The 21,988-nt window shown below is 74.7% G+C and carries 21 protein-coding genes; 13 read left to right on the forward strand and 8 right to left on the reverse strand.

The features are described from left to right. The first annotated feature begins 1 nt into the window (after position 1). Positions 2-1,078, forward strand: coding sequence for an NUDIX hydrolase (locus tag QJR14_05880; protein ID MDI3317129.1), 1,077 nt, complete (start codon positions 2-4; stop codon positions 1,076-1,078). On the opposite strand, the gene QJR14_05885 is transcribed toward QJR14_05880, so the two are convergent. The 5 genes from QJR14_05885 to QJR14_05905 all read right to left on the reverse strand — a co-directional run bounded on the left by QJR14_05885 (position 1,060) and on the right by QJR14_05905 (position 4,652). Beyond that, complete coding sequence (locus tag QJR14_05885; GenBank protein ID MDI3317130.1) at positions 1,060-1,395, reverse strand: non-heme iron oxygenase ferredoxin subunit; 336 nt, start codon at positions 1,393-1,395, stop codon at positions 1,060-1,062. The genes QJR14_05880 and QJR14_05885 overlap by 19 nt on opposite strands. Then, entirely contained in the window at positions 1,392-2,792 is a 1,401-nt protein-coding gene (gene sufB, locus QJR14_05890; protein ID MDI3317131.1) for a Fe-S cluster assembly protein SufB, read from the reverse strand. Before sufB ends, QJR14_05885 begins: the two co-directional genes overlap by 4 nt. 261 nt (positions 2,793-3,053) lie before the next feature. Next, positions 3,054-3,377 carry a thioredoxin gene (gene trxA, locus QJR14_05895; protein ID MDI3317132.1) on the reverse strand — a complete coding sequence of 108 codons (324 nt, stop codon included), beginning with the start codon at positions 3,375-3,377 and terminating at the stop codon, positions 3,054-3,056. Between the two features lie 73 nt (positions 3,378-3,450). After that, positions 3,451-3,600 (reverse strand): hypothetical protein, encoded by a 150-nt coding sequence (locus QJR14_05900; protein MDI3317133.1) that lies wholly within the window; start codon positions 3,598-3,600, stop codon positions 3,451-3,453. Next, on the reverse strand, positions 3,597-4,652 hold the full coding sequence (locus QJR14_05905; protein ID MDI3317134.1) for a pirin family protein: 1,056 nt from the start codon (positions 4,650-4,652) through the stop codon (positions 3,597-3,599). The genes QJR14_05900 and QJR14_05905 overlap by 4 nt, the downstream gene beginning before the upstream one ends. A 259-nt stretch (positions 4,653-4,911) precedes the next feature. Here QJR14_05905 and purE point away from each other — a divergent pair, with 259 nt between their 5' ends. The 11 genes from purE to purD all read left to right on the forward strand — a co-directional run bounded on the left by purE (position 4,912) and on the right by purD (position 16,983). After that, positions 4,912-5,430 (forward strand): 5-(carboxyamino)imidazole ribonucleotide mutase, encoded by a 519-nt coding sequence (gene purE / locus QJR14_05910; GenBank protein MDI3317135.1) that lies wholly within the window; start codon positions 4,912-4,914, stop codon positions 5,428-5,430. Further along, a complete protein-coding gene (purB, locus tag QJR14_05915; protein ID MDI3317136.1) occupies positions 5,427-6,890 on the forward strand; it encodes an adenylosuccinate lyase in 1,464 nt (487 codons plus the stop codon). The genes purE and purB overlap by 4 nt, the downstream gene beginning before the upstream one ends. Then, on the forward strand, positions 6,859-7,581 hold the full coding sequence (locus QJR14_05920; protein MDI3317137.1) for a phosphoribosylaminoimidazolesuccinocarboxamide synthase: 723 nt from the start codon (positions 6,859-6,861) through the stop codon (positions 7,579-7,581). The genes purB and QJR14_05920 overlap by 32 nt, the downstream gene beginning before the upstream one ends. Next, on the forward strand, positions 7,578-7,856 hold the full coding sequence (locus QJR14_05925) for a phosphoribosylformylglycinamidine synthase subunit PurS (GenBank protein ID MDI3317138.1): 279 nt from the start codon (positions 7,578-7,580) through the stop codon (positions 7,854-7,856). The genes QJR14_05920 and QJR14_05925 overlap by 4 nt, the downstream gene beginning before the upstream one ends. Continuing rightward, complete coding sequence (gene purQ, locus QJR14_05930) at positions 7,853-8,605, forward strand: phosphoribosylformylglycinamidine synthase I (GenBank protein ID MDI3317139.1); 753 nt, start codon at positions 7,853-7,855, stop codon at positions 8,603-8,605. The genes QJR14_05925 and purQ overlap by 4 nt, the downstream gene beginning before the upstream one ends. 63 nt (positions 8,606-8,668) lie before the next feature. Further along, positions 8,669-10,759 carry a phosphoribosylformylglycinamidine synthase subunit PurL gene (gene purL, locus QJR14_05935; protein MDI3317140.1) on the forward strand — a complete coding sequence of 697 codons (2,091 nt, stop codon included), beginning with the start codon at positions 8,669-8,671 and terminating at the stop codon, positions 10,757-10,759. After that, positions 10,747-12,213, forward strand: coding sequence for an amidophosphoribosyltransferase (gene purF / locus QJR14_05940; GenBank protein ID MDI3317141.1), 1,467 nt, complete (start codon positions 10,747-10,749; stop codon positions 12,211-12,213). The genes purL and purF overlap by 13 nt, the downstream gene beginning before the upstream one ends. After that, positions 12,210-13,259 (forward strand): phosphoribosylformylglycinamidine cyclo-ligase, encoded by a 1,050-nt coding sequence (gene purM, locus QJR14_05945; protein MDI3317142.1) that lies wholly within the window; start codon positions 12,210-12,212, stop codon positions 13,257-13,259. The genes purF and purM overlap by 4 nt, the downstream gene beginning before the upstream one ends. After that, entirely contained in the window at positions 13,256-13,930 is a 675-nt protein-coding gene (purN, locus tag QJR14_05950) for a phosphoribosylglycinamide formyltransferase (protein MDI3317143.1), read from the forward strand. Before purM ends, purN begins: the two co-directional genes overlap by 4 nt. Positions 13,931-13,949: 19 nt before the next feature. Beyond that, complete coding sequence (gene purH / locus QJR14_05955) at positions 13,950-15,497, forward strand: bifunctional phosphoribosylaminoimidazolecarboxamide formyltransferase/IMP cyclohydrolase (protein MDI3317144.1); 1,548 nt, start codon at positions 13,950-13,952, stop codon at positions 15,495-15,497. 28 nt (positions 15,498-15,525) lie between these two features. Then, entirely contained in the window at positions 15,526-16,983 is a 1,458-nt protein-coding gene (gene purD, locus QJR14_05960; protein MDI3317145.1) for a phosphoribosylamine--glycine ligase, read from the forward strand. Here the strand turns inward: purD and QJR14_05965 are convergent. The 3 genes from QJR14_05965 to QJR14_05975 form a co-directional block, all read right to left on the reverse strand. Next, positions 16,977-17,966, reverse strand: a complete 990-nt coding sequence (locus QJR14_05965) for a D-2-hydroxyacid dehydrogenase (protein MDI3317146.1) — start codon at positions 17,964-17,966, stop codon at positions 16,977-16,979. The genes purD and QJR14_05965 overlap by 7 nt on opposite strands. A gap of 47 nt (positions 17,967-18,013) precedes the next feature. Further along, the gene (locus QJR14_05970) at positions 18,014-19,180 is read right to left on the reverse strand and encodes a PLP-dependent aminotransferase family protein (protein ID MDI3317147.1); all 1,167 of its coding nucleotides are present in this window, start codon (positions 19,178-19,180) and stop codon (positions 18,014-18,016) included. Positions 19,181-19,266: 86 nt separating this feature from the next. Next, positions 19,267-20,169: a trypsin-like peptidase domain-containing protein gene (locus QJR14_05975; GenBank protein ID MDI3317148.1), complete on the reverse strand. Its 903-nt coding sequence runs from the start codon at positions 20,167-20,169 to the stop codon at positions 19,267-19,269. Positions 20,170-20,365: 196 nt separating this feature from the next. On the opposite strand from QJR14_05975, the gene QJR14_05980 reads away from it, so the two are divergent. After that, positions 20,366-21,982, forward strand: coding sequence for a long-chain-fatty-acid--CoA ligase (locus tag QJR14_05980; protein ID MDI3317149.1), 1,617 nt, complete (start codon positions 20,366-20,368; stop codon positions 21,980-21,982). Positions 21,983-21,988 lie beyond the last annotated feature (6 nt).

Consider the following 21,988-nt stretch of genomic DNA (forward strand, 5'->3'; position numbering starts at 1 on the left):
CTTGCCCGTCCGCCTCGTCCTGGCCCTACCGGAGGCGGTGCCCGCGCGGGAGCGGGCGCGGCTGGAGGCGCTCCTCCCCGCCCGCGGCTCGCTCTACCGCGAACTGCCCGCGTCCGCCCGGCAGCTCGACGGGGCGACGCTCCAGCAGAGCCTCCTGGAGGTGCTCCGCCGTCACGGCGCCGGGCCCGGCGAAGCGGTGCTGCTGGCCTCCCGCTACCGGGAGGAGGTGCTGCCCGCCGCCGGCCTCGGCCTGCTGGCGCTCCTGCCGAGCCGGCTCCCCCCCGACCCCGCGGAGACCGCCTACCTCGGTCCGGGGCCGGCGCCGCGCTGGGCGGAGGCCTCCGCTCTCCTGGAACAGCTTGACCTGCTGGAGCGGCTGCCTCCGCGCGAGCCGAGGCGGCCGGGCGCCCGGCCGCTCCGCACCCCCCGCCCCGGGCCCGCGGCCGCCCGCGCGGCCGCCTCCGTCATCCTCCACGACCGGCACGGCCAGCTTCTCTTCGTCCGCCGCGCCGAGATCCCCGGCAGCATCGCGCCGGGCAGCTGGGCCTTCCCCGGCGGCATGGTGGAGCCCGCGGACCGGGAGCCGGACGGCACCCCGGGGCAGCGCCCGCTCTCCCCCCTTCTTCAGGAGGCCTACCGCGGCACCGGGGCGGAGGAGGGCGACCTGCGCGGGCTGCAGGCGGCCGCGCTGCGCGAGCTGGCCGAGGAGACGGGGCTCGAGCTGGAGGCGGAGGCCCTGCTCCCCCTGGGCCGGCTGCTGGCGCCGCCCTACGTGCCGCGGCGGGTGGAGACGGCCTACTTCCTGGCGCGTTACCCGGAGGGCCAGCCGCTCCGGCTCAGCCCGGACGAGCTGATGGACTCCCGCTGGCTCCGCCCGAAAGAGGCGCTGGCCGGCTATCGCACCGGCCAGCTCTTCATGACCCTGCCCACGTTGGCCGCCGTCGCGCCGCTGGTCGCCCTGGCCTCCGCGCCGGAGGCGTGGGAGGGGCAGGCGAGGGCGCACCCCGGTCGGCTGATCCGGCCCGGGAGCGAGATCGCCTGGGCGCTCCGCCTGCTTCCTCAGGGGAGCTCGACGTAGATCCGGCCGTCGCGCTCCTCCACCGCATAGGTCCGGATCGGCCGGTAGGCGGGGAGCGAGAGCGGCTTGCCGGTCCTCAGGCTGAAGCGGGAGCCGTGCTTGGGGCACTGGATCGTCTCGCCCACGAGGCGGCCCTGGGAGAGCGAGGCTTCCTCGTGCGAGCAGGTGTCGTCCACCGCGTAGAGATGGCCCTCCACGCGACAGAGCGCGATGGGGTGACCCCGGAGGAGGACCCGCCGCGCCTCCCCCTCGGGCACCTCCTCGGGCGCCACCGCCGGCAGCCAGCCCTCTTGGCCGCTCGCCTCCTCCTGGTTCAACCGACCGCGCCCTCCATCTCCATCTCGATCAGCCGGTTCAGCTCCACCGCGTACTCCATGGGCAGCGCCCTGGCGAAGGGCTCGATGAAGCCCATGACGATCATGTGCGCCGCCTGCTCCTCGGTCAGTCCGCGGCTCATCAGGTAGAAGAGCTGCTCCTCGGAGAGCTTGGAGACCGTCGCCTCGTGCTCGATGGTCACCTCGTCGTTGGCGACGTTGATGGTCGGGACCGTGTCCGACTTGGAGATCTCGTCCAGGATGAGCGCGTCGCACTTGGTGCTCGAGCGGACGTGGTGCGCCTCCGGCGCCACCTCCACCAGGCCGCGGAAGAGGGTGACGCCGCCGTCCTTGGAGATCGACTTGGAGCGGATGGTCGAGGTGGTGTAGGGCGCCACGTGGATCGCCTTGCCGCCCGCGTCCTGGTCCTGCCCCTTGCCGGCGAAGGCGATGGAGAGGATGTCGGCCTTGGCGCCCGGCTCCATCAGGTAGACGCTCGGATACTTCATGGTCACCTTGGAGCCGAGGTTCCCGTCGATCCACTCCACGGTGGCGTTGGCGTAGGCGACGGCCCGCTTGGTCACCAGGTTGTAGACGTTGTTCGACCAGTTCTGGATCGTGGTGTAGCGGACGCTCGCGCCCGCCTTGGCGACGATCTCGACCACCGCCGAGTGGAGCGACTCGCTGGAGTAGGTCGGGGCCGTGCACCCCTCCACGTAGTGGACCTTGGCGCCCTCGTCGACGATGATCAGCGTCCGCTCGAACTGGCCCATCCGCTCGGCGTTGATGCGGAAGTAGGCCTGGAGCGGGATGTCGACGGTGACCCCTTTGGGCACGTAGATGAAGGAGCCGCCCGACCAGACGGCGCTGTTGAGCGCCGCGAACTTGTTGTCCTCGGGCGGCACCACGGTGCCGAAGTACTCGCGGACCAGGTCGGGGTACTCGCGCACCGCGCTGTCGGTGTCGAGGAAGATGACGCCCTTCTTCTTCAAGTCCTCGCGGATCGAGTGGTAGACGACCTCCGACTCGTACTGCGCCGAGACGCCGCCCAGCCACTTCTTCTCCGCCTCGGGGATGCCGAGCCGGTCGAAGGTCTTCTTGATGTACTCCGGCACGTCCGACCAGTCGTCCCCCGGCCGGTCGGCCGCGCGCATGAAGTAGGTGATCTGGTCGAAGTCGATCTCCGAGAGATCGACGCCCCAGGTGGGCATCGGCTTGGAGAGGAAGACGTCCAGCGCGTGCAGGCGGAACTCCCGCATCCAGTCCGGCTCGTTTTTCAGCCGCGAGATCTCCTCGACGACCTCCCGCGAGAGCCCCTTCGTTCCGCGGTAGACGTACCGGTCGTCGGGGTCGCGGAAACCCCACTGGTATTCCTGCTTGGTGACGGGTGCGGACTTGATGGTCACGCTACCAGCCCCTTTCCGGTCACGACAGCCTCCGACGGCCGCCCGGCCCAACGCGCAGCTCCGGGGTCTGCCGGGCGAATTCCGAGTGCTGCGCTCAAGTATAGCCGACCCTGCGCCCCGGCCACAAGGTGACGATGGGACAGATCCGCCACACGGCGCGCCGACCGCCAGACACGAGAGACCCGAGGCGGCGCCGAGCGGCGCCGCCTCGGGTCTCCTTGCCCCTCTCCTGCCGGATCCTGCCCGCGGCTTCCCTCAGCCGAGCACCTTGTCGATGGCGCGCTTCAGCTGCTCCTTGGGACGGTAGCCCACCAGCCGCTCCACCGGCGCTCCTTCCTTGAAGATCAGGAGCGTCGGGATGCTCATGACCCCGAACCGGGAGGCCAGGTCGGGGTTGGCGTCCACGTCCAGCCGCGCCACCTTGAGCCGCCCCTCGTACTCCTCGGCCAGCTCCTCGACGATGGGCGCCAGCATCCGGCACGGGGCGCACCAGTCGGCCCAGAAGTCGACCAGAACCGGCAGCTCCGACCCCGCCACCTCGGACTGGAAGCTGGCGCTGTCCACCTCGATCTCGGCCACACCTGTCCCCTCCTTTGCACGCTTGCCGGGCTCCGCCCCCTGCCACTGTCGCGAGAAGGAAGGCTCGCCGCCTTCAGGACTCGACCTCCCGGGCGAAGCCGACGCTCCGCGAGGGCCGCTCCTGCTCGTAGACGATGTAGACGCCTGCGCCCTCCTCGGCCTCCAGCGCCCAGCGCATCTGCACCACCTGCTCCTCCGGGTGCTGCGCCAACCACCGCCTCATCGCGCCGGATCCCGGTCGCCGTCGCCTCCGCTCTCCCCGGAGGCGCCCTGACCCGACCCGGTCACCGGCGCCGGTTCGAGCACCGTCGCCGGCACGGTCCCCATCCGTCCCGCCTGGAAATCCTCGAACGCCTGGATGATCTCTTCCCGCGTGTTCATGACGAAGGGACCGTAAAAGGCGATGGTCTCGCGGATCGGCAGGCCGCCCAGGAGCAGCACCTCCATGGCCGGCGCCGACTCGGCGTCGAGCGTGCCGGGCTGGCGCCGGTCCGCGGTGAGCGTGACGACCTCGCCCGGGCCGAAGACCGCCAGCTGTCCCGCCTGGATCGGAGTCGCCTCGGGGCCGACGCTCCCGCTGCCGATCAGCACGTAGGCCAGGGCGTTGAAGTTCTCGCGCCAGGCCAGGCGCAGCCGAGCGCCCGGCGTGATCGACGCGTGGAGGTAGTCGATCGGCGTCCAGGTGACACCGGGACCCTTGTGGCCGCCCACCTCGCCCGCGATGATGCGCAGGAGCGCGCCCCCGTCCGGGGAGATGACGCGCGTCACCCGCTCGTGGTGGATGTCCTGGTAGCGCGGCGGCGTCCACTTCAGCCGCCGGGGCAGGTTGACCCAGAGCTGCACCGCGTGGAAGAGGCCCCCGTGCAGGTAGAGCTCCTCGGGCGGCATCTCGTCGTGAAGGATGCCGGACCCCGCCGTCATCCACTGCGTATCCCCGGCCCGGATCAGCCCGCCGCCGCCGTTGGAGTCCTGATGGCGGAAGGCGCCGGCCATGATGTAGGTGACCGTCTCGAAGCCGCGGTGCGGGTGCCAGGGTGCTCCGCGGGCCTCGCGGGGCCCGTAGTCGACGGGCCCGATGTGGTCCAGCAGGAGGAAGGGATCGGTCTCCCGCAGGTCCGCCTCAGGACCCGGAAAGGGCCTGCGCACGCGAAAACCCGCCCCCTCCAGCTGCGAGTGGGCCGTCACCAGGTGCCGCACGCTCCGCTCCCGCGCCCCCGGGACCGGCTCGGGCAGCCGCGGCAGGACTAGGAGCTCGCCTTCTTCCGGATGGGACAAGCGGCTTCACCTCCTTGGAGGAGTACCCGTCGTTATTCATTTCGAAGCGTGTCTAATCATATTCCCTTCCGTCCAGAAAGCCAAACGGGGGCAGGCCGCGCCCCCCGGTGCCGCGCCCGTCGCCCCAAGACGTACCTTATCCTGAGGCCCCTCCGTACGTTGGCCATCCACGCCGAACGATATATACTGAGTACGCCTTAGCGTTCGCATTTGGACGGCATCCCGCCCACGCTGGGGGAGGCGATCGCTCTTGCCATCCGTGGCGCTCCTCGTCGGCAGTCCCTCGGACATCCCGCGCGTGACCGCCTGCACGGAGGAGCTCCGGGAGCTGGGGATCCCCTGGGAACAGCGCATCCTCTCCGCACACCGGACCCCGGACGATCTGGCCGAGTACGTCCGCCAGGCGGAGACCCGGGGGATCCGCCTCTTCATCGCGGCGGCCGGCCTCTCGGCCGCACTCCCCGGCGCCGTCGCGGCGCACACCGTGCGGCCCGTCATCGGCCTTCCCCTGGCGGCGGGCCCGCTGGGGGGGTGGGATGCGCTCCTCAGCGTGGTCCAGATGCCGCCGGGCGTGCCGGTCGCCGCGGTCGGCGCCGACGCCGGGCGGAACGCCGCCCTTCTCGCGGCCGCCATCCTGGCCCTGGACGACCCCGCCTTGGCGGAGCGGCTCCGGCGCCGGCGCGAGAGGCAGGCCGCCGACCTGCGCGAGGCCGACCGCAGCTGGAGCGGTGGCAGTGTGCCGGCGGAGGCCTCCGAGAGGGAAGGCGGCCCCAGGTGATCGAGCGCTACACCCTGCCTTCCTTCCGGCGACTCTGGTCCGACGAGCAGCGCTGGCGGCTCTGGCTGGAGGTGGAGCTGGCGGCGCTCGAGGCGCAGGCCGAGCTCGGGGTCGTGCCCGCCGGGGTGCCCGCGGCCATCCGGAGCGCGCTGCCGGCCGATCCCGAGGGCCGGCCGCTCCTCCCCGAGCGGCTGCCGCCGCGGATCGCCGAGATCGAGGCGCGGGTACAGCACGACGTCATCGCCTTCGTCAGCGCTCTGGCCGAGCAGGTGGGGGAGGCGGGGCGCTGGCTGCATCATGGCCTCACTTCCTACGACGTGGTCGACACCGCGCTGGGACTCCAGCTGCGCCAGGCGTTCGACCTGCTGGTCGAGGAGCTCGACGGGCTCCGCCTCGCCCTCCGCCGGCAGGCCGAGCGCTGGGCGTATCAGCCGATGGCCGGACGGACGCACGGGATGATCGCGGAGCCGGTGACGCTGGGCCTCAAGCTGGCCCTGGACTGGGAGGAGCTGGGCCGCGACCGGGAGCGGCTGCTCCGTGCCCGGCGGGCGGTGGCGGTGGGTCGCCTGGCGGGCGCGGTGGGCACCTATGCCAGCGGCGACCCGCGGTGGGAGGAGCGGGTCTGCCGGCGGCTCGGCCTGGAGCCCGCACCGATCTCCAGCCAGGTGCTGGGCCGCGACCGGCACGCCGAGGCGCTCTCCGCCGTCGCCATCACCGGCGGCACGCTGGAGCGGATGGCGGTCGACCTGCGGGGGCTGGCCCGGAGCGAGGTGGGCGAACTCCTGGAGCCCTTCCCGCCGGGCAAGAAGGGGTCGTCGGCCATGCCCCACAAGCGGAATCCCGAGCGGTCGGAGCGGGTGACGGGCCTCGCCCGGCTGCTCCGCGGCTACGCGCTGGCTGCGCTGGAGAACCAGGCGCTCTGGCACGAGCGGGACATCAGCCATTCCTCCGTGGAGCGGGTGATCCTGCCCGACGCCACCAGCCTGCTCGGCTACATGCTCCGCCTCGAACGCGAGCTGGTCGAGGGGCTGGAGGTCCGTCCGGGCGCGATGGCGCGGAATCTGGACCTGGGCGGCGGCGTGATCCATTCGGAGCGGGTGCTGACCGCCCTGGTCGCGAGCGGCATGACGCGGGAGGAGGCGTACGCGCGGGTCCAGGCACACGCGCTGCGCGCCTTGGACGGCGGGCCCGAATTCCGCCGGGCGCTGGCGGAGGACCCCGAGGTGGTGGGGCGCCTGGGCCGAGACGGGCTTGCGGCCTGTTTCGACCTGGGATCGACTCTGCGACACATCCCCACGCTCTTCGCCCGTCTCGGGCTGGAGGCGGGGGGAGCGGGCGGTGCCGCGGGCGCGCGGCGCGGATCGGACGGGGCCGGCGGGGCGGCGGCATCGCTGGAAGGAAGATCCGAGCAGGCGGGAGGTGGGCGGCATGGCGGGCGCGACGGAGACGCAGCTGTATGAGGGCAAGGCGAAGATCGTCTTCGCCACCGGGGAGCCGGAGGTGCTGCGCGTCGAGTTCAAGGACGACGCCACCGCCTTCAACGGGGCGAAACGGGCACAGATCGCGCAGAAGGGGGAGCTCAACCGGGAGATCAGCGCGCTCGTCTTCGAGGCGTTGGAGGCGCGCGGGATCCGGACGCACTTCCTGGGGCGGCTGGGCCGGCGCTCGATGCGGGTGCGGCGCCTCAAGATGATCCCCGTCGAGGTGGTGGTCCGCAACGTGGTCGCCGGGAGCCTCGCCCAGCGACTGGGCCGGGCCGAGGGCGAGGTGCTGGCCCGGCCGGTGGTCGAGTTCTTCCTGAAGGACGACGCGTTGGGCGACCCCTGGATCAACGCCACCCACGCCCAGGCGCTGGGCCTGGCCACGGAGGAAGAGATGCGCGAGGTGGAACGGCTGGCGCTGGCGGTCGACCAGGCGCTGCTCCCCTGGCTGGCGGAGCGCGGGCTCCGCCTGATCGACTTCAAGCTGGAGTTCGGCCGGGCCGCCGACGGCTCCCTGCTCCTGGGCGACGAGATCACCCCCGACACCTGCCGGTTCTGGGACGTGGAGACCGGGGAGCGGCTGGACAAGGACCGCTTCCGCCGGGACCTGGGCGACGTGACCGGCGCCTACCGCGAGGTGCTCCGGCGGCTCCGGGAGGCGGCCCGGTGAGCCGCTGGCGGGTGGTGGTGGAGGCGATGCCACGGCCCGGGGTCCGCGATCCCCAGGGCGACACGGTCCGGGCGGCGCTGGCCGCCGCCCATCCGTCGCTGGAGAGCGTCCGCGTCGGCCGGCGCGTCGAGCTGGTGCTGGAGGCGCCCGATCGGGAGCGGGCGCTGGCCGAGGCGCAGGCCGCCTGCGACGAGCTGCTGGTTCACCCGCTCCTGGAGACGGCGGAGCTGCACGTCGAGGCGTGGGAGCCGGCGGGCGCGCCGGCCGGGGGGTGAGCCCGCTGCGCGTGGCCGTCGTCCACTTCCCCGGCTCCAACTGCGACCGGGACACGCTCTGGGCCTTCCGGGAGGTGCTGGGGGAGGAGGCTGTCCCCGTCGACCACGAGCGCGCGACGCTGCCCGCGGTCGACCTGGTGGTCCTGCCCGGGGGCTTCAGCTACGGCGACTACCTCCGCCCGGGGGCCGTGGCCGCCCGCGCGCCGGTGATGCGGGCGGTACGGGCCCACGCCGCCGCGGGGGGCCTGGTCCTGGGCATCTGCAACGGCTTCCAGATCCTCTGTGAGGCGGGGCTCCTCCCCGGCGCCCTGGTCCGGAACGAGAGCGGCCGCTTCGTCTGCCGCACGGTCCACCTGCGGGTGGAGAGCGACCGGGCGCCCCTGACCGCGGCGCTGCGACCGGGCGAGGTGATCCGCCTGCCCGTCGCCCACGGCGCCGGCAACTACCGGCTTCCCCCCGGCGAGGCGGAGCGGCTGGCCGCCCAGGGACGCATCCTCCTCCGCTACGCCGACGCCCGCGGCGAGGTGACGCCCGAGGCCAACCCCAACGGCTCCGAGGCGAGCATCGCCGGCGTCGCCGACGCCGCCGGGAACGTGATGGGGCTGATGCCGCATCCCGAGCGCGCCGTCGCCGCATGGCAGGGGTCGGTCGACGGGCTCCGGCTCCTGCGCTCGCTCCTGGGAGCGGACGAGGGTGCCGAGCGGGGCGCCAGGGGTCCCGAGACGTGGATTCCGATGTGGACGCCATGATGGCGACCGTGATGGCATGACGCCTCTTGCTGCAAGGACCGCCGAGAGGGGTGGGCAAGCCGCGTGACAACCCCCGCCGACCTTCACGCTCGAGCTCGACGCCGGCGACGCCGGCCGGTCTGGGAGGAAGTCGGCCTGACCGCCGGGGAGTACCGGCGCGTCGTCCGGCTGATCGGCCGCGATCCCAACCCGGTGGAGCTGGGCGTCTTCGGGCTCCTCTGGTCCGAGCACTGCAGCTACAAGTCCTCCCGGGCGTTCCTGGGCCGGCTTCCTTCCGCGGGGCCGCAGGTGGTCCAGGGGCCGGGAGGCAACGCCGGGGTGGTGGAGACGGGGGAGGGCTGGTGGGTGGCCGTCCGCATCGAGAGCCACAACCACCCCACCGCCGTCGATCCCTACCAGGGTGCGGCCACCGGCGCGGGAGGCATCCTCCGCGACGTCCTCTCCACCGGAGCCCGGCCGGTGGCGCTCCTCGACTCGCTCCGGGTCGGCCCGCCGGGCGACCGCCGCTCCCTGCGCCTGCTCGACGGCATGGTCCGCGGCGTCGGCGACTACGGCAACTCGGTGGGCGTGCCCACCGTGGGCGGGGAGGTCGTCTTCCACCCGGGCTACGCGGCCGCACCGCTCCTGAACGTGATGTGCGTGGGGCTCCTCCGCCCGGGTTCGCTCCTCTCCCCCGCCGCCCGGGGCGAGGGCAACCCGGTCTGGCTCCTCGGCTCGGCCACCGGCCGCGACGGCCTCCACGGCGCCAGTCTCCTCGCCTCGCGGGCGTTGGCCGCCGCCGGCGGGGAGGAGCGTTCGCTCCGTCCCGCCGTCCAGGTGGGCGACCCCCTCGCGGGCAAGGTGCTGATCGAGGGCTGCCTCGCCCTGGCCGAGGCGGGTCTCGTGGTCGGCCTCAACGACCTGGGCGCGGGCGGCATCGCCGCCTCCGCCGCGGAGGCGGCGGCCCGGGCGGGGACGGGGCTCCTCCTCGACCTCGACCGGGTGGCGCTGCGCGACCCCACCCTGGGGCCGTACGAGATCCTGCTCTCCGAGACGCAGGAGCGCATGCTCCTGGTCAGCCCGGCCGGGCGCGAGGCGGAGGTGGAGGAACTGGTCGGCCGCTTCGGCCTGCCAGCCCGGCGGATCGGCCGGGTGACCGGCGACGGTCGCCTGGTCGCCCTCTGGCGGGGCCGGACGGTGGTCGACCTGCCCGTGGCGGCGCTGACCGAGAAGGCGCCGCGTTACCGGCGGCCCGCCCGCAGACGCGGCCGGCAGGCCGAGAGCGGCCGCGAGCCCGGAGCGCCCGGGCGGCCGCCCCTCCCGGATCCCGCCCTGCTCCGCCGGGTGAGCGAGCAGTACGACCGCCAGGTGGGTCACCTCACCCTGCGCGCCCCGGGCTTCGGCGGCGACCAGGGGGCGGCGCTCCTCCGCCTGCCGGGCGGTCGCGGGGCGCTGGCGCTGGCCATGGCCGGGCGCGAGGAGGCGTGCGGGCGCGATCCCTTCCTGGGCGCCGCGCTCAGCGTCGCCGCCGCCCTCCGCCCGCTGGCCGCCCTGGGCGCGGAGCCGCTGGCCCTGGTGGACGCGCTCAACCTGGCCAGCCCGGAGCGGCCCGAGGTGATGGGGGACTTCCTCGACCTGGTGGAGGGCGTCGCCCGGGCCGCGGAGCACCTGGGGGTGCCGGTGGTGGGCGGCAACGTCAGCTTCTACAACGAGACGGGGGAGGCGGGCGCCGTGCCCACCCCCGTCATCGGCGCCGTGGGACGCGTCCGCGACTTCGAGCGCGCGCTGGCGCGACCCGGGCCGGGCTGGCTCCTCCTGCTCTGCAGCCCGGCCGGCGGGGAGTCTGGCCTGGACGCCCTCCTGGAAGAGGAGCGGCGGCTTCAGGAAGCCTGCCGGGCCGCGGTGGCCGAGGGGCTGGCGGTCGCGGCCCACGTGGGCCGCGCGGGCCTGGCCGCCACGCTCGCAAGCTGGCTGCCCGGGGGGCTCGGGCTCGAGGAGCCGCCGGAGTCCGCCGCGGGCGGGGAGGGTGCGGCGTCGGTCTGGGAGCCGGGCCGCTTCCTCCTGGCGGTGGCGCCGGAGCGGACGGCCGAGATGGAGGCGCGGGCGCGCCGGCACGGTCTGCGACTCGAGCCGCTGGGTCGGCTGGTCGAGGGGGTGGGCGGATGGCCGAACTGAGCGGCGCCCCGCGCGAGGCCTGCGGCATCTTCGCCGTCTGGAACCACCCCGATCCGGTGCCGCTGGTCCGGCGCGGCCTGGTGGCGCTCCAGCACCGCGGGCAGGAGTCGGCCGGCATCGCCGTCCGCACACCCGGAGGGGAGCTGGCCGTCGAACGGGGGATGGGGACGGTGGACGAGGCGCTCCCGCCCGAGCGGCTGGCGCGGCTGCGGGGTCTCGGGCCGGACGCCGCGCTCGGCCACGTCCGCTACTCCACCAGCGGCGCCAGCCGCCTGGAGAACGCCCAGCCCTTCCTCGTCCGGCTCCGGCAGGGGCCGGCGGCGCTGGCGCACAACGGCGAGCTGGTCAACGCCGGGCGGCTCCGGCGGGCGCTGGAGCAGCGCGGTTCCATCTTCCAGAGCGAGAGCGACAGCGAGGTGATCGCCCACCTGGTGGCGGCCCGGCCGGAGCCGGATCTGGGCGAGGCCTTCCTCGAGGCCCTCCACATCCTCCAGGGCGCCTTCGCCCTCGCCCTCCTGGGTCCCTCGGCGCTCTGGGCGGTGCGCGACCCGTACGGCATCCGCCCGCTCACCCTGGGCCGGCTGGGACAGGCCTGGGTGGTCGCCTCGGAGAGCTGCGCCCTGGACGCGGTGGGGGCGGAGCCGCTGGGTGACGTGGAGCCGGGCGAGGCGGCGGTGATCGGGCCGGCCGGCCTCCGGCGGCGGCGCTACGCCCGCCCCCAGGAAGGCGACCGGCAGGCGCTCTGCCTCTTCGAGCTGATCTACCTCGCCCGGCCGGACACCCTGCTGGCCGGCGGCGACGTGCACAGCTTCCGCAAGCGGAGCGGCCGGGCGCTGGCCCGCGAGGCGCCGGCGGCGGCCGACGTGGTGATCGGCGTCCCCGACTCCAGCCTCTCCGCCGCCTCGGGCTACGCCGAGGCGCTCGGCCTTCCCTACGAGATGGGGTTGGTGCGGAACCGGTACGTGGGGAGGACCTTCATCGAGCCGGAGGAGGCGGACCGCGGCGACCGGGTCCGTCTCAAGCTGAACGTGGTCCGCCCGGTGGTGGCCGGCCGCCGGGTGGTGCTGGTGGACGACTCGCTGGTGCGGGGGACCACCGCCCGCCGGATCGTCGACCTGCTCCGCGCGGCGGGCGCCGCGGAGGTCCACCTGCGCATCGCCTCCGCGCCCTTCCGCTTCCCCTGCCGGTACGGCATCGACGCCTCCAAGCGGGGCGAGCTCTTCGCCGCCAGCCGGACGGTGGCGGAGATGCGCGCGGAGCTGGGGGTGGAGAGCCTCGCCTTCCTCAGCCTGGAGGGGCTGCTGGAGGCCGCCGGCGAGAGGCCTGGCCGGGCCGCCCGCTTCTGCACCGCCTGCTTCCGGGGCGACTACCCGGTGCCGCTGCCGGACGACGGAGAGGAGCGGCCCCCGGCGCTGCCCCTCCCCCCCTCCCCCCTGGAGGAAGCGATCGGATGAGCGACGCGACGCAGCGCCCCCCGCGCCCGGTCCCCCTCACCTACGCGGCGGCGGGGGTCCACCTGGAGGACGCCGAAGAGCTGGTCCGGCGCATCGCGCCGCTGGCGCGGGCGACGCAGCGGCCCGAGGTGGTGGCGGGGGTGGGCGGCTTCGCCGGCCTCTCCCGCCTGCCCGGTGGGTACCGCAGGCCGCTCCTGGTGGCAGGCGCCGACGGGGTCGGCTCCAAACTCCTCCTGGCCGCCGCCCTGGACCGGCACGAGGGCGCGGGCGTCGACTGCGTGGCCATGAACGTCAACGACATCCTGACGGTGGGTGCCGAGCCGCTCTTCTTCCTCGACTACCTGGCGGCGCACCGCCTGGAGCCCGCCTTCGTGGCCCGCGTGGTGGCGGGCGTGGCCGAGGGTTGCCGGCAGGCGGGGTGCGCGCTCCTGGGCGGCGAGTCGGCCGAGATGCCCGACCTCTACCCGCCCGGCCGCTACGACCTGGCCGGCTTCGCCGTGGGGGTGGTGGAGGAGGAACGCCGGCTCGGGCCGGAGCGCGTCCGGCCGGGCGACCGGCTGCTGGGGCTGGCCAGCTCCGGCCTCCACGCCAACGGCTACGCCCTCGCCAGGAAGGCGCTGCTGGAACGGGGCGGCCTGCGCCTCGACCGGCCGCTCCCGGGAACGGGGCCGACCGCCCCCGCCCTGGGCGACCTGCTGCTGGAGCCCACCCGCATCTACGTGCGACCGGTCCTCGATCTCCTCCGGGCTGCGGGCGAGGCGGTCCACGCGGCCGCCCACGTGACCGGCGGGGGGCTGGAGGCCAACCTCCGGCGCGTCCTGCCCGCCGGCCTCCGCCCCGAGATCGAGCGCAGCTGGCCCGAGCCGCCCCTCTTCCGCGCCATCCGCGAGGCGGGCGAGGTGGCGCAGGCGGAGATGGAGCGCGTCTTCAACCTGGGCGTCGGCTTCGTCCTGGTGGTGGCCGCCGGCGCCGAGGAGGAGGCGGCCCGCCGCCTGCGGGCCGCGGGGCAGGAAGTCTGGCCGGCCGGGCGGGTGGTCCGGGCATGAGCAGCCGGGGCGGGCTCCTCTTCGACGGCTCCCGCCCCGCCGGGCGCTCTCCGGGCAGCCCGGTGCCGCTGGGCTTCCTGGTCTCGGGCCGGGGCTCCAACCTGGAGGCGATCCTGGCGGCGGTGGAGCGGGGCGAGTTGCCGGCCGAACCACGGCTCGTCCTCTCCGACAGGGCGGGCGTCCGGGCGCTGGAGGTGGCGCGGGCGCACGGGGTTCCGGCGCAGGTGCTGGAGCGGAGGGAGTTCCCGGACCGGGAGGCGTACGAGCGGGCGCTGGCCGGACGCTTCCTCGAGCGGGGGGTGGAGCTCTGCGCCATGGCCGGCTTCCTGCGGCTGGTCGGAACCGCCTTTCTCGAGGCGCTGGGCGGGCGGGTGACGAACGTCCACCCCTCCCTGCTCCCGGCCTTTCCCGGCCTGGAGGCGCAGCGCCAGGCGCTGGAGTACGGGGTGCGGGTGGCGGGCTGCACCGTCCACTTCGTGGACGAGGAGATGGACCACGGGCCCATCATCCTCCAGGCCGCGGTGCCGGTGCTGGACGAGGACACCCCCGAGAGCCTGGCCGACCGGATCCTGCGCGAGGAACACCGGATCTACCCGGAGGCGATCCGGCTCTACGCGCTCGACCGGCTGCGCATCCGCGGCCGGCGCGTCCTGCAGCTCCCCGAAACGTGACGGCGAGGTGAGAAGCTTCATGCGGATCCGTCGGGCACTTCTGAGCGTCAGCGAGAAGATCGGCATCGTCGAGCTGGGACGGGGCCTGGTCGAGCTGGGCGTCCGGCTCCTCTCCACGGGCGGGACGGCCCGTGCCCTGGAGGCGGCGGGCGTGCCGGTGACGCCGGTGGAGGAGGTGACCGGCTGGGGGGAGATGCTCGCCGGCCGCGTCAAGACGCTCCACCCCGCCATCCACGCCGCCATCCTGGCGCGGCGGGAGGAGGCGGGCGACCTGGAGGAGATCCGCCGCGCGGGGATCGAGCCCATCGACCTGGTGGCGGTCAACCTCTACCCCTTCCTGGAGCAGCCGTCGCTGGAGCAGATCGACATCGGCGGCCCCACGCTGCTCCGGGCCGCCGCCAAGAACTGGCCCTCGGTGGTCGTCCTCTCCGACCCCGCCCAGTACGGGCCGGTGCTGGAGGCGCTGCGCGAGGCGGGCGACCTCGGGCCCGGGGAGCGGCGCCGCCTGGCGGCCGCCGCCTTCCGCCACGTGGCCGTCTACGACGCCGCGGTGGCGGGCTGGCTGGAGCCGCCGGGGCCGGCCGGCGAGGGCGAGCTGCCCGCGGAGCTCCCCTTCGGCCTCCGGAAGCTGGCCGATCTCCGCTACGGCGAGAATCCGCACCAGCGGGCGGCCGTCTATGCCGAGGCGCGGCCCCGGGGCCCGGCGCGTCCCACCGCGCTGGCGGAGGCGGTGCCCCTGCAGGGGAAGCCCCTCTCCTACAACAACCTGCAGGACGCGCAGGCCGCCTGGCGGCTGGTGCGCGAGTTCGACGCCAGCGGGCGGCCGGCGGCGGCGGCCGTCAAACACGCCACCCCCTGCGGCGTCGCCCTGGGGGAGACGCTGGCGCAGGCCTTCGCCCGTGCCCGCGACGCCGATCCGGTCTCCATCTTCGGCGGCGTCGTGGCCCTCAACCGGCCGGTGGACGCGGCCACGGCCGCCGATCTGGGCGACCTCTTCCTGGAGGTGGTGGCGGCGCCCGGCTTCGAGCCGGAGGCTCTGGAGCGGTTGAAGCGGAGGCGGAACCTGCGCCTGCTCGCCCTCGACCCGGAGGCGCCCGTCGCCGCCCCCCTGGAGCTGCGCCCCATCGCAGGCGGCGCCCTCCTCCAGGAGGCCGACCTCCAGCCTGTGGATCCCACCACCTGGCGCCCGGTGGCCGGGGACCCGCTTCCTCCCGGCTCCCCGCTCCTCGCCGACCTGGAGTTCGCCTGGCGCGTGGTCCGCCACGCCCGCTCCAACGCCATCGTCGTGGCCCGGGACGGACGCACGCTGGGCATCGGTGCCGGCCAGGTCAACCGCATCGACGCCGCCCGCCAGGCGCTGGAGCGGGCGGGTGAGGCCGCCCGCGGCGCCGTCCTCGCCTCCGACGGCTTCTTCCCCTTCGGGGACGTGGCCGAGGCGGCGGCCGAGGCGGGAATCGCCGCCATCGTCGAGCCCGGCGGCTCGATCCGCGACGAGGAGACGATCCGCACCTGCCGGGAGGCGGGCATCGCCCTCTATTTCACCGGCGTCCGCCACTTCCGTCACTGAACGGACCGGCGGCGAGGAGGAAGCGCCCTTGGAAGCGACCCCGCCCCCTGCGGGGGCGGCGAGAGGAACGGGTTCGGGGCGGCGGCGCCCGGCGCGGATCCTGATCCTGGGTTCCGGCGCCCGCGAGCACGCGCTCGCCTGGTGGCTCCTTCGCGACCCGGGCGGACCGGCCGTGGCGGTCCTGCCGGGGAACGACGGCCTGCGCGCGGCAGGCGTGGCCACCCTGCCCGGCCCGGCCGAGGAGCCGGAGCAGGTGGTGGCCGTCGCGCGCGACTGGCGGGCGGAGCTGGTGGTGGTCGGCCCCGAGGCGCCCCTGGCCGCCGGTGTGGCCGACGCGCTGGCGGTCGCCGGCATCCCCTGCCTCGGCCCGGTCCGGGCCGCCGCCCGTATCGAGAGCAGCAAGGCCTGGGCCCGCCTCTTCATGGCCCGTCACGGGATCCCCGGTCCCGCCTTCGGCCTGGCCTCCTCGCCGGAGGAGGTGGCCCGCTGGACCGCCTCCCGCCGCCCGCCCTACGTGCTCAAGGCGGACGGCCTGGCCGCCGGCAAGGGCGTCTTCGTCGCGCGCGACGCCAGCGAGGCGCTGGAGGTCGCCCGCCGCCTCCTCGCCGGTGCCCTGGGCGAGGCGGGCCGGCGGCTGGTGCTGGAGGAGCACCTGGAGGGGAGGGAACTCTCCGTCTTCGCCCTGGCCGGGGGCCGCGGCTGGCTCCGCCTGGGCGTGGCCCGTGATCACAAGCGGCTCCTGGAGGGTGACCGCGGACCCAACACGGGCGGGATGGGCGCCTATGCGCCGGTGGCCGACGCGGGGCCGGAGCTGCTGGAGGCCGTCGACCGGCGCATCCTGGCGCCCGCCCTGGCCGGCCTGGCCGAGGAGGGCGCCCCCTTTCACGGCTTCCTCTACGCGGGGTTGATGCTGACCCGGGAGGGTCCGCGGGTGCTCGAGTTCAACGCGCGCCTGGGCGACCCCGAGGCGCAGGTCCTCCTCCCCCTGCTGGCGGGTTGCGGCGCGCCCGGCGGCGCCCTCTCCGGCGGCCTCCCGGGCGGCTTCCGCGGCTGGTCGGAGCTCCTCCTCGCCGCCGCCCGCGGGGAGCTGCCGGAGGGCCTTCCCCCCGCCGGCCCGCCCGGCGATGCGCCCCGTCGCTGGGCGCTCGGCACCGTCCTCGCCGCCCCGGGCTACCCCGAGTCCCCCGGGCGCGACCTGCCCATCCGCGGGCTCGAGCGCTGGCAGCCGGCGGGAACGCCGGAGACGCTCGGCACCGGTCTCCCCGAGCAGCTCCTCTTCCACGCCGCAACGCGCCAGGCGGGCGACGGCACCTGGCGGACGGCAGGCGGGCGGCTCCTGACCGCGGTCGGCATAGGGCCCACGCTGGCGGCGGCCCGGGACCGCTCCCAGGCGCTAGTCGCCTCGCTCCGGCTCGACGGGGGCCTCTGGCGCCGCGACATCGGTCGGGCCGCGCCGGGACCGGAGCCCGGCACCCGGTCTCAGTAACCCGCCTCCAGTTCCACAAGGTTGCAGAGCGGCTGACCGGCCAGGTAGCGGCGCAGGTTGGCCGCGAAGAGCTCGGCGCCCCGGCGCGGCGTCTCCGGCGAACTCCAGGCCACGTGGGGCGTGACCAGGACGCGCGGATCGCCCCAGAGCGGGCTCTCGGGAGGAAGCGGCTCCCGCTCGAAGACGTCCAGCGCCGCCCCGGCGATCCTCCCCGAGCGGAGCGCCTCGACCAGCGCGGCCTCGTCCACCAGCGCCCCCCGGCCGACGTTGATCACCACCGCCCGCTGCGGCAGCCATCCGATCTTCTCGGCGTCCAGATAGTGCTCCGTCTCCGGCGTCCGCGGCAGCGACAGGAGGAGGTAGTCGGCCTGGGCGAAGAAGGCGCGGGCCGACTCGGGACCGCCGACCTCGTCCGCCCAGCCGTCCCCGGTCTCCACCGGACCCGGCCGGCGGCGAAGCCCCAGCACCCGCATCCCCAGTCCGCGCGCCCGGCGCGCCACCTCGCGACCGATGGAGCCGTAGCCGGCGATGACCAGCGTCGCCCCCTGCACCTCCCGCGCCTCGTGCGGGCGCCAGAGCCGCGCCTCCTGCTGGCGGACGTACTCCGGCAGTCCTCGCGCCAGGGCGAGCACGGCCAGGATCACGTGTTCGGCGATGGGGACGGCGTTGGTTCCGCTGGCGTTGGTCAGGAGGATCCGGCGCCCGGCCCGCGCGGCCTCGCGGAGCGGCTCGACCAGGCGGTCGACGCCTGCCGAGGCGGCATGGACCCAGGCGAGCCGCGGCAGCAGCGGGAGGAGCGGCTCCAGCCGGATGTGGCCGCCGGCCACCACCACCTCGACCGCGGCCAGCTCGGCGCCCAGCGCTCTCCACCACCCTTCCGGCGGCCTCTCCGAGGGCGGCAGGAGCCAGCGGACCGGCGGCCATCCGGGCTGCCAGAGCTCCGCCTGGCGGCGGAAGAAGGGGGCCAGGACCAGCACGGGCACGGGTGCTCCCGACCGGGAGTGGGGCCGCGGACGCCCGGCGCCGGCGCTCAAACGGCCGCCGCCTCCCGCGCCCGGTCCAGCACCTCGCCCAGGACGCCCGCCGCCTCTTCCAGCCGCTCCTCCCTCTCGTGGGTGAAGCAGAGCCGGATCGCCCCGGGCTCGTGCCCGTCGACGGTGAAGGCGCGCCCGGCGGCGTAGCGGAGGCCCCTCGCCTCGGCCAGGGCCTGGAGGCGGACCGCGTCCACCCCCACCGGCAGCCGGAGCCAGACGAAGAAGCCGCCGGCCGGCACCTCCCAGCTGGCGCCGCGCGGGGCGAGCCACCGCTCCAGCCCCGCCAGGAGCGCGTCCCGTCGCGCCCGGTAGGTCCGCCGGAGCGCGGCGACGCGCCCGGGGAGGTCGGCTTCCTCCCACCAGGCGGCGAGCAGCTCCTGGACGAAGGGTTGCGTCTCGCCGCCCGGCCGGAGGGCGGCCAGCCGCCCGAGGAGCTGGGGCTCGGCCACCGCCCAGCCGATGCGCAGGCCCGGCGCCACGATCTTGGAGACCGTCCCCACCAGGATCGTCCGCTCCGGCGCCAGCGCCGCCAGGGGCAGCGGCGGCTCGCCGTCGAAGGCCAGGTCTCCGTACGGGTCGTCCTCCAGCATCAGGAGGTCGTGGCGGCGGGCCAGATCCGCCAGCCGCCGCCGCGCCGGCTCGCCCAGGGTGCGGCCCGTCGGATTCTGGAAGGTCGTGGTCAGATAGAGGAAGGCCGGCCGCTGCCGGAGCCCGGACTCCACCTCCCGGAGCGCGCGCTCCAGCGCATCCAGGTCGAGCCCTTCCCCGTCCATGGGCAGGGCCTCGAGACGGCCGCCGGCATTCCGGCCGAAGATGCGCAGGGCGCCGAACCAGGTCAGCTCCTGGAGCCAGACCGGACGATCCGGCGCGAGGAGCGCGCGGGCCGCCAGGTCCAGCGCCTCGGCCGCGCCGGCCGTCACCAGGATCCGCTCCGGCTCGACGCAAAGGCCGCGCCGGGCCAGGTGGAGCGCCACCTGCTGCCGCAGCCGGCGCGGCCCGTCCCCGCCCCCGTATTGCAGCGCACGCGGGTCGCCCTCCAGCACCCGCGCCGCCGCCCGCGCCAGCTCCTCCCGGGGAAAGGTGGCCTCCTCCGGCAGGCCCCCGTCCAGCGCCCAGCCCGTGGCGGGGGCGGTCGCCCCTCGCCCGGCCGCTGCTCTCTCCATGCCTCTTCATCGCCTCCGCGCGCCGCGGAGGAGGCGCCTCCGCGCGCACCGACTCGGGCGGCGCCGGTCGGCGGCCGCCTTCAGGGTTATTGCAACGCGCGGAGTTGAGGTACCTGCTCCACGGGAAAGTCGAGTTCCAGAAGGGCGCCGCCGCGCAAAACCGTCAGCTTGGCGCTCTGCCCCGGCCGGTAGAGGCTGAGCCGCTGGCGGATGGTGCCCAGCGAGTCGGCGGGGACGTCGTCGACGCGCACCACCAGGTCCAGCGGCTGGACGCCGGCTCTGGCCCCGGGCCCGTTCTCGGTCACCATGCGGACGGCGATGCCGCGGTCGACCGGAAGTCCCAGGAGGCTGACCATCTCCGGCTCGATCACCTCGCGCTGGCCCGAGAAGCCCAGCCAGGGATGGGTGGCCTCCCCGTGCTCCAGGATCTGGCCGATCACCCGGGTGAAGGCGGGCGCTCCCACCGCCAGGCTCAGACCGTGCATCCAGGGGATGCCGTTGATCCCGGCCACGCGGCCGTCCAGGAGGAGCAGCGGGCCGCCGGTGTTGCCGGGGTGGATGGGGGCGTCGGTCACCACCAGGCCGTCCACGGGGATCCGCTCCGGCCGGTAGACGGTCCGGTCGACGCCGCTGATCACGCCGGAGGTGACCTCGATCTGGTCGCCCATGGGATAGCCCAGGGCGACCACCGCCAAGCCGGGGCGGAGCTCCTCCTCCGGCACGAACTGGACCGGCGGTGCCTCCTGCCAGGCCGGCTCTCCGTCCTCCATCTCCAGGAAGCCCAGGAAATAGAGCGGGTCCGCCGCGATCCGGCGGGCGTGCCGCTCTCTGCCGTCGGGCATCTGCACCAGGACCCGCTCCTGCTGCAGGACCTGGGAGTTGCAGACCAGGTGGCGCTCGTCGAAGGCGAAACCCGTCCCGAAGGCGACGCGCTCCCCCGCCTCGTCCACCGAGGTGACGTGGGCCAGGCGGGGCGCAACGGCCTCCATCGCCTTTCGGATCGCTTCGGAGAGTGCGTCCATCTTCTCGCCTCCCGCCGCCCCAAAGTATAGCCGAGCCGGCAAGGCCGGCCGCCCCGCGGGGCCCCCTGCCCCTCCCCGCCCCTTTCGCGCTCCAGACGCCTATTTCATTCATCGGCAAACGGGTAGAATGATCCCAACCGTTGAGGAAGGTTTCCGACAGGAGGTGTCGCCTGTGGAGGTGCCCCTCACCCCCCTCCGCTTCCTCGAGCGCAGCGAGCGGCTCTACGGGGGCAAGGAGGCGATCGTCTGCGGCGAGACGCGGCTGACCTACGCCCAGTACGCCGGGCGCGTCCGCCGCCTGACCGCCGTCCTCTCCGACCGGCTGGGCGTCCGGCGGGGCGATCGCATCCTCTACCTGGGCATGAACTGCCATCGGCTGCTGGAGCTCTACTACGCCGTCCTGCCCCTGGGGGCCATCCTGGTGCCGGTCAACATCCGCCTCAGCCCGGCGGAGGTCTCCTTCATCCTCCACGACGCCGAACCGGTGGCGCTCTTCGCCTCGCCCGAACTCCTCCCGCTCGTCGGCTCGCTGGACGAACCCCCGTCGGTGCGCCACCACGTGCTGGTCTACCGCGGCGCCGACGGCCAGCTGCCGGGAGGCTGGCTGGAGTTCGACCCCCTCCTGGAGGAGGCGGAGGAGCGGCCGCTCGGGCTGCCGCCGGACGAGCGTGAGGTCGTGGAGGTCTTCTACACCAGCGGCACCACCGGCCGGCCCAAGGGCGTCATGCTCACGCACCGGAACCTCTACCTGCATGCGCTCAGCGCCGTGCTGGCGCTCCAGCTGGACGACAGCGAGCGGATGATCGTGGGCACCGTACCGCTCTTCCACGTCAACGCCTGGGGGACGCCGCAGTTCATGGTCGCCGCGGGCGGAACGCAGATCGTCGTCCCCCGCTTCGACCCCGAGCTGTTCGCCCGGGCCGTGGAACGGGAGAAGGCCAGGACCGCGCTGATGGTCTCCACCATGCTCAACGCGCTTCTCAACTACCCCGACCGTTCCCGCTACGATCTCTCCAGCCTCCGCCAGATCGTCCTGGGCGGCGCACCCGTCGCCTACGAGCTGGTCCGCCGCGCGCGCCAGGAGCTGGGCTGCCTGGTGCGGGTGGGCTACGGCCTGACCGAGACCTGCCCCATCGTCTCCGTCTCGGTGATCAAGTCGACCCTGGCCGACCGCCCCCAGGAAGAGCTGGACCGCCGCCTCGCCATGACCGGACTGCCGCTGCTGGGCAACGAGGTGCGGGTCGTCCACGAGGACGGCAGCGAGGTGGCCTGGGACGGCCAGGACGTGGGCGAGATCCAGGTCCGCGGCGACAACGTCATGGCCGGCTACTGGAAGCGGCCGGAGGAGACCGCCGCCGCCTTCGCCGAGGGCTGGTTCCGCACCGGCGACCTGGCCGTGGTCGACCCCGAGGGCTATCTCAACATCGTCGACAGGAAGAAGGACATCATCATCTCCGGCGGCGAGAACATCTCCTCCATCGAGGTGGAGGACGTGCTCTACACCCACCCCGCGGTGCTGGAGGCGGCGGTGCTCGGCGCGCCCGACCCCCAGTGGGGCGAGGTGCCGGTGGCCGTCGTGGTCCTGCGCCCCGGGACCCAGGCCAGCGAGCAGGAGCTGATCGGCTATGCCCGCGACCGCCTGGCCCACTTCAAGGCGCCGCGGCGGGTCATCTTCGCCTCCGAGCTGCCCAAGACAGGGACCGGCAAGATCGTCAAGGCCGAACTGCGCAAGACCTACTTCGGCCGGAGCGAGGCGGTGAACGCCGCCGGCGAGGGCTGAGGCCGG

The sequence above is a fragment of the Bacillota bacterium genome (genome assembly GCA_029961055.1).
In the GTDB taxonomy this organism is placed as follows: Bacteria; Bacillota; Sulfobacillia; order JAIMAT01; family JAIMAT01; genus JAIMAT01.

Bases quoted from the DNA above. Each gene is read 5' to 3' on its own strand.
- purM (MDI3317142.1), top strand. From the start codon at position 12,210: ATGAGCGACGCGACGCAGCGCCCCCCGCGCCCGGTCCCCCTCACCTAC.
- QJR14_05970 (MDI3317147.1), bottom strand. From the start codon at position 19,180: ATGGAGAGAGCAGCGGCCGGGCGAGGGGCGACCGCCCCCGCCACGGGC.
- purN (MDI3317143.1), top strand. From the start codon at position 13,256: ATGAGCAGCCGGGGCGGGCTCCTCTTCGACGGCTCCCGCCCCGCCGGG.
- QJR14_05900 (MDI3317133.1), bottom strand. From the start codon at position 3,600: ATGAGGCGGTGGTTGGCGCAGCACCCGGAGGAGCAGGTGGTGCAGATG.
- QJR14_05975 (MDI3317148.1), bottom strand. From the start codon at position 20,169: ATGGAGGCCGTTGCGCCCCGCCTGGCCCACGTCACCTCGGTGGACGAG.
- QJR14_05920 (MDI3317137.1), top strand. From the start codon at position 6,859: ATGGCGGGCGCGACGGAGACGCAGCTGTATGAGGGCAAGGCGAAGATC.
- purF (MDI3317141.1), top strand. From the start codon at position 10,747: ATGGCCGAACTGAGCGGCGCCCCGCGCGAGGCCTGCGGCATCTTCGCC.
- purH (MDI3317144.1), top strand. From the start codon at position 13,950: ATGCGGATCCGTCGGGCACTTCTGAGCGTCAGCGAGAAGATCGGCATC.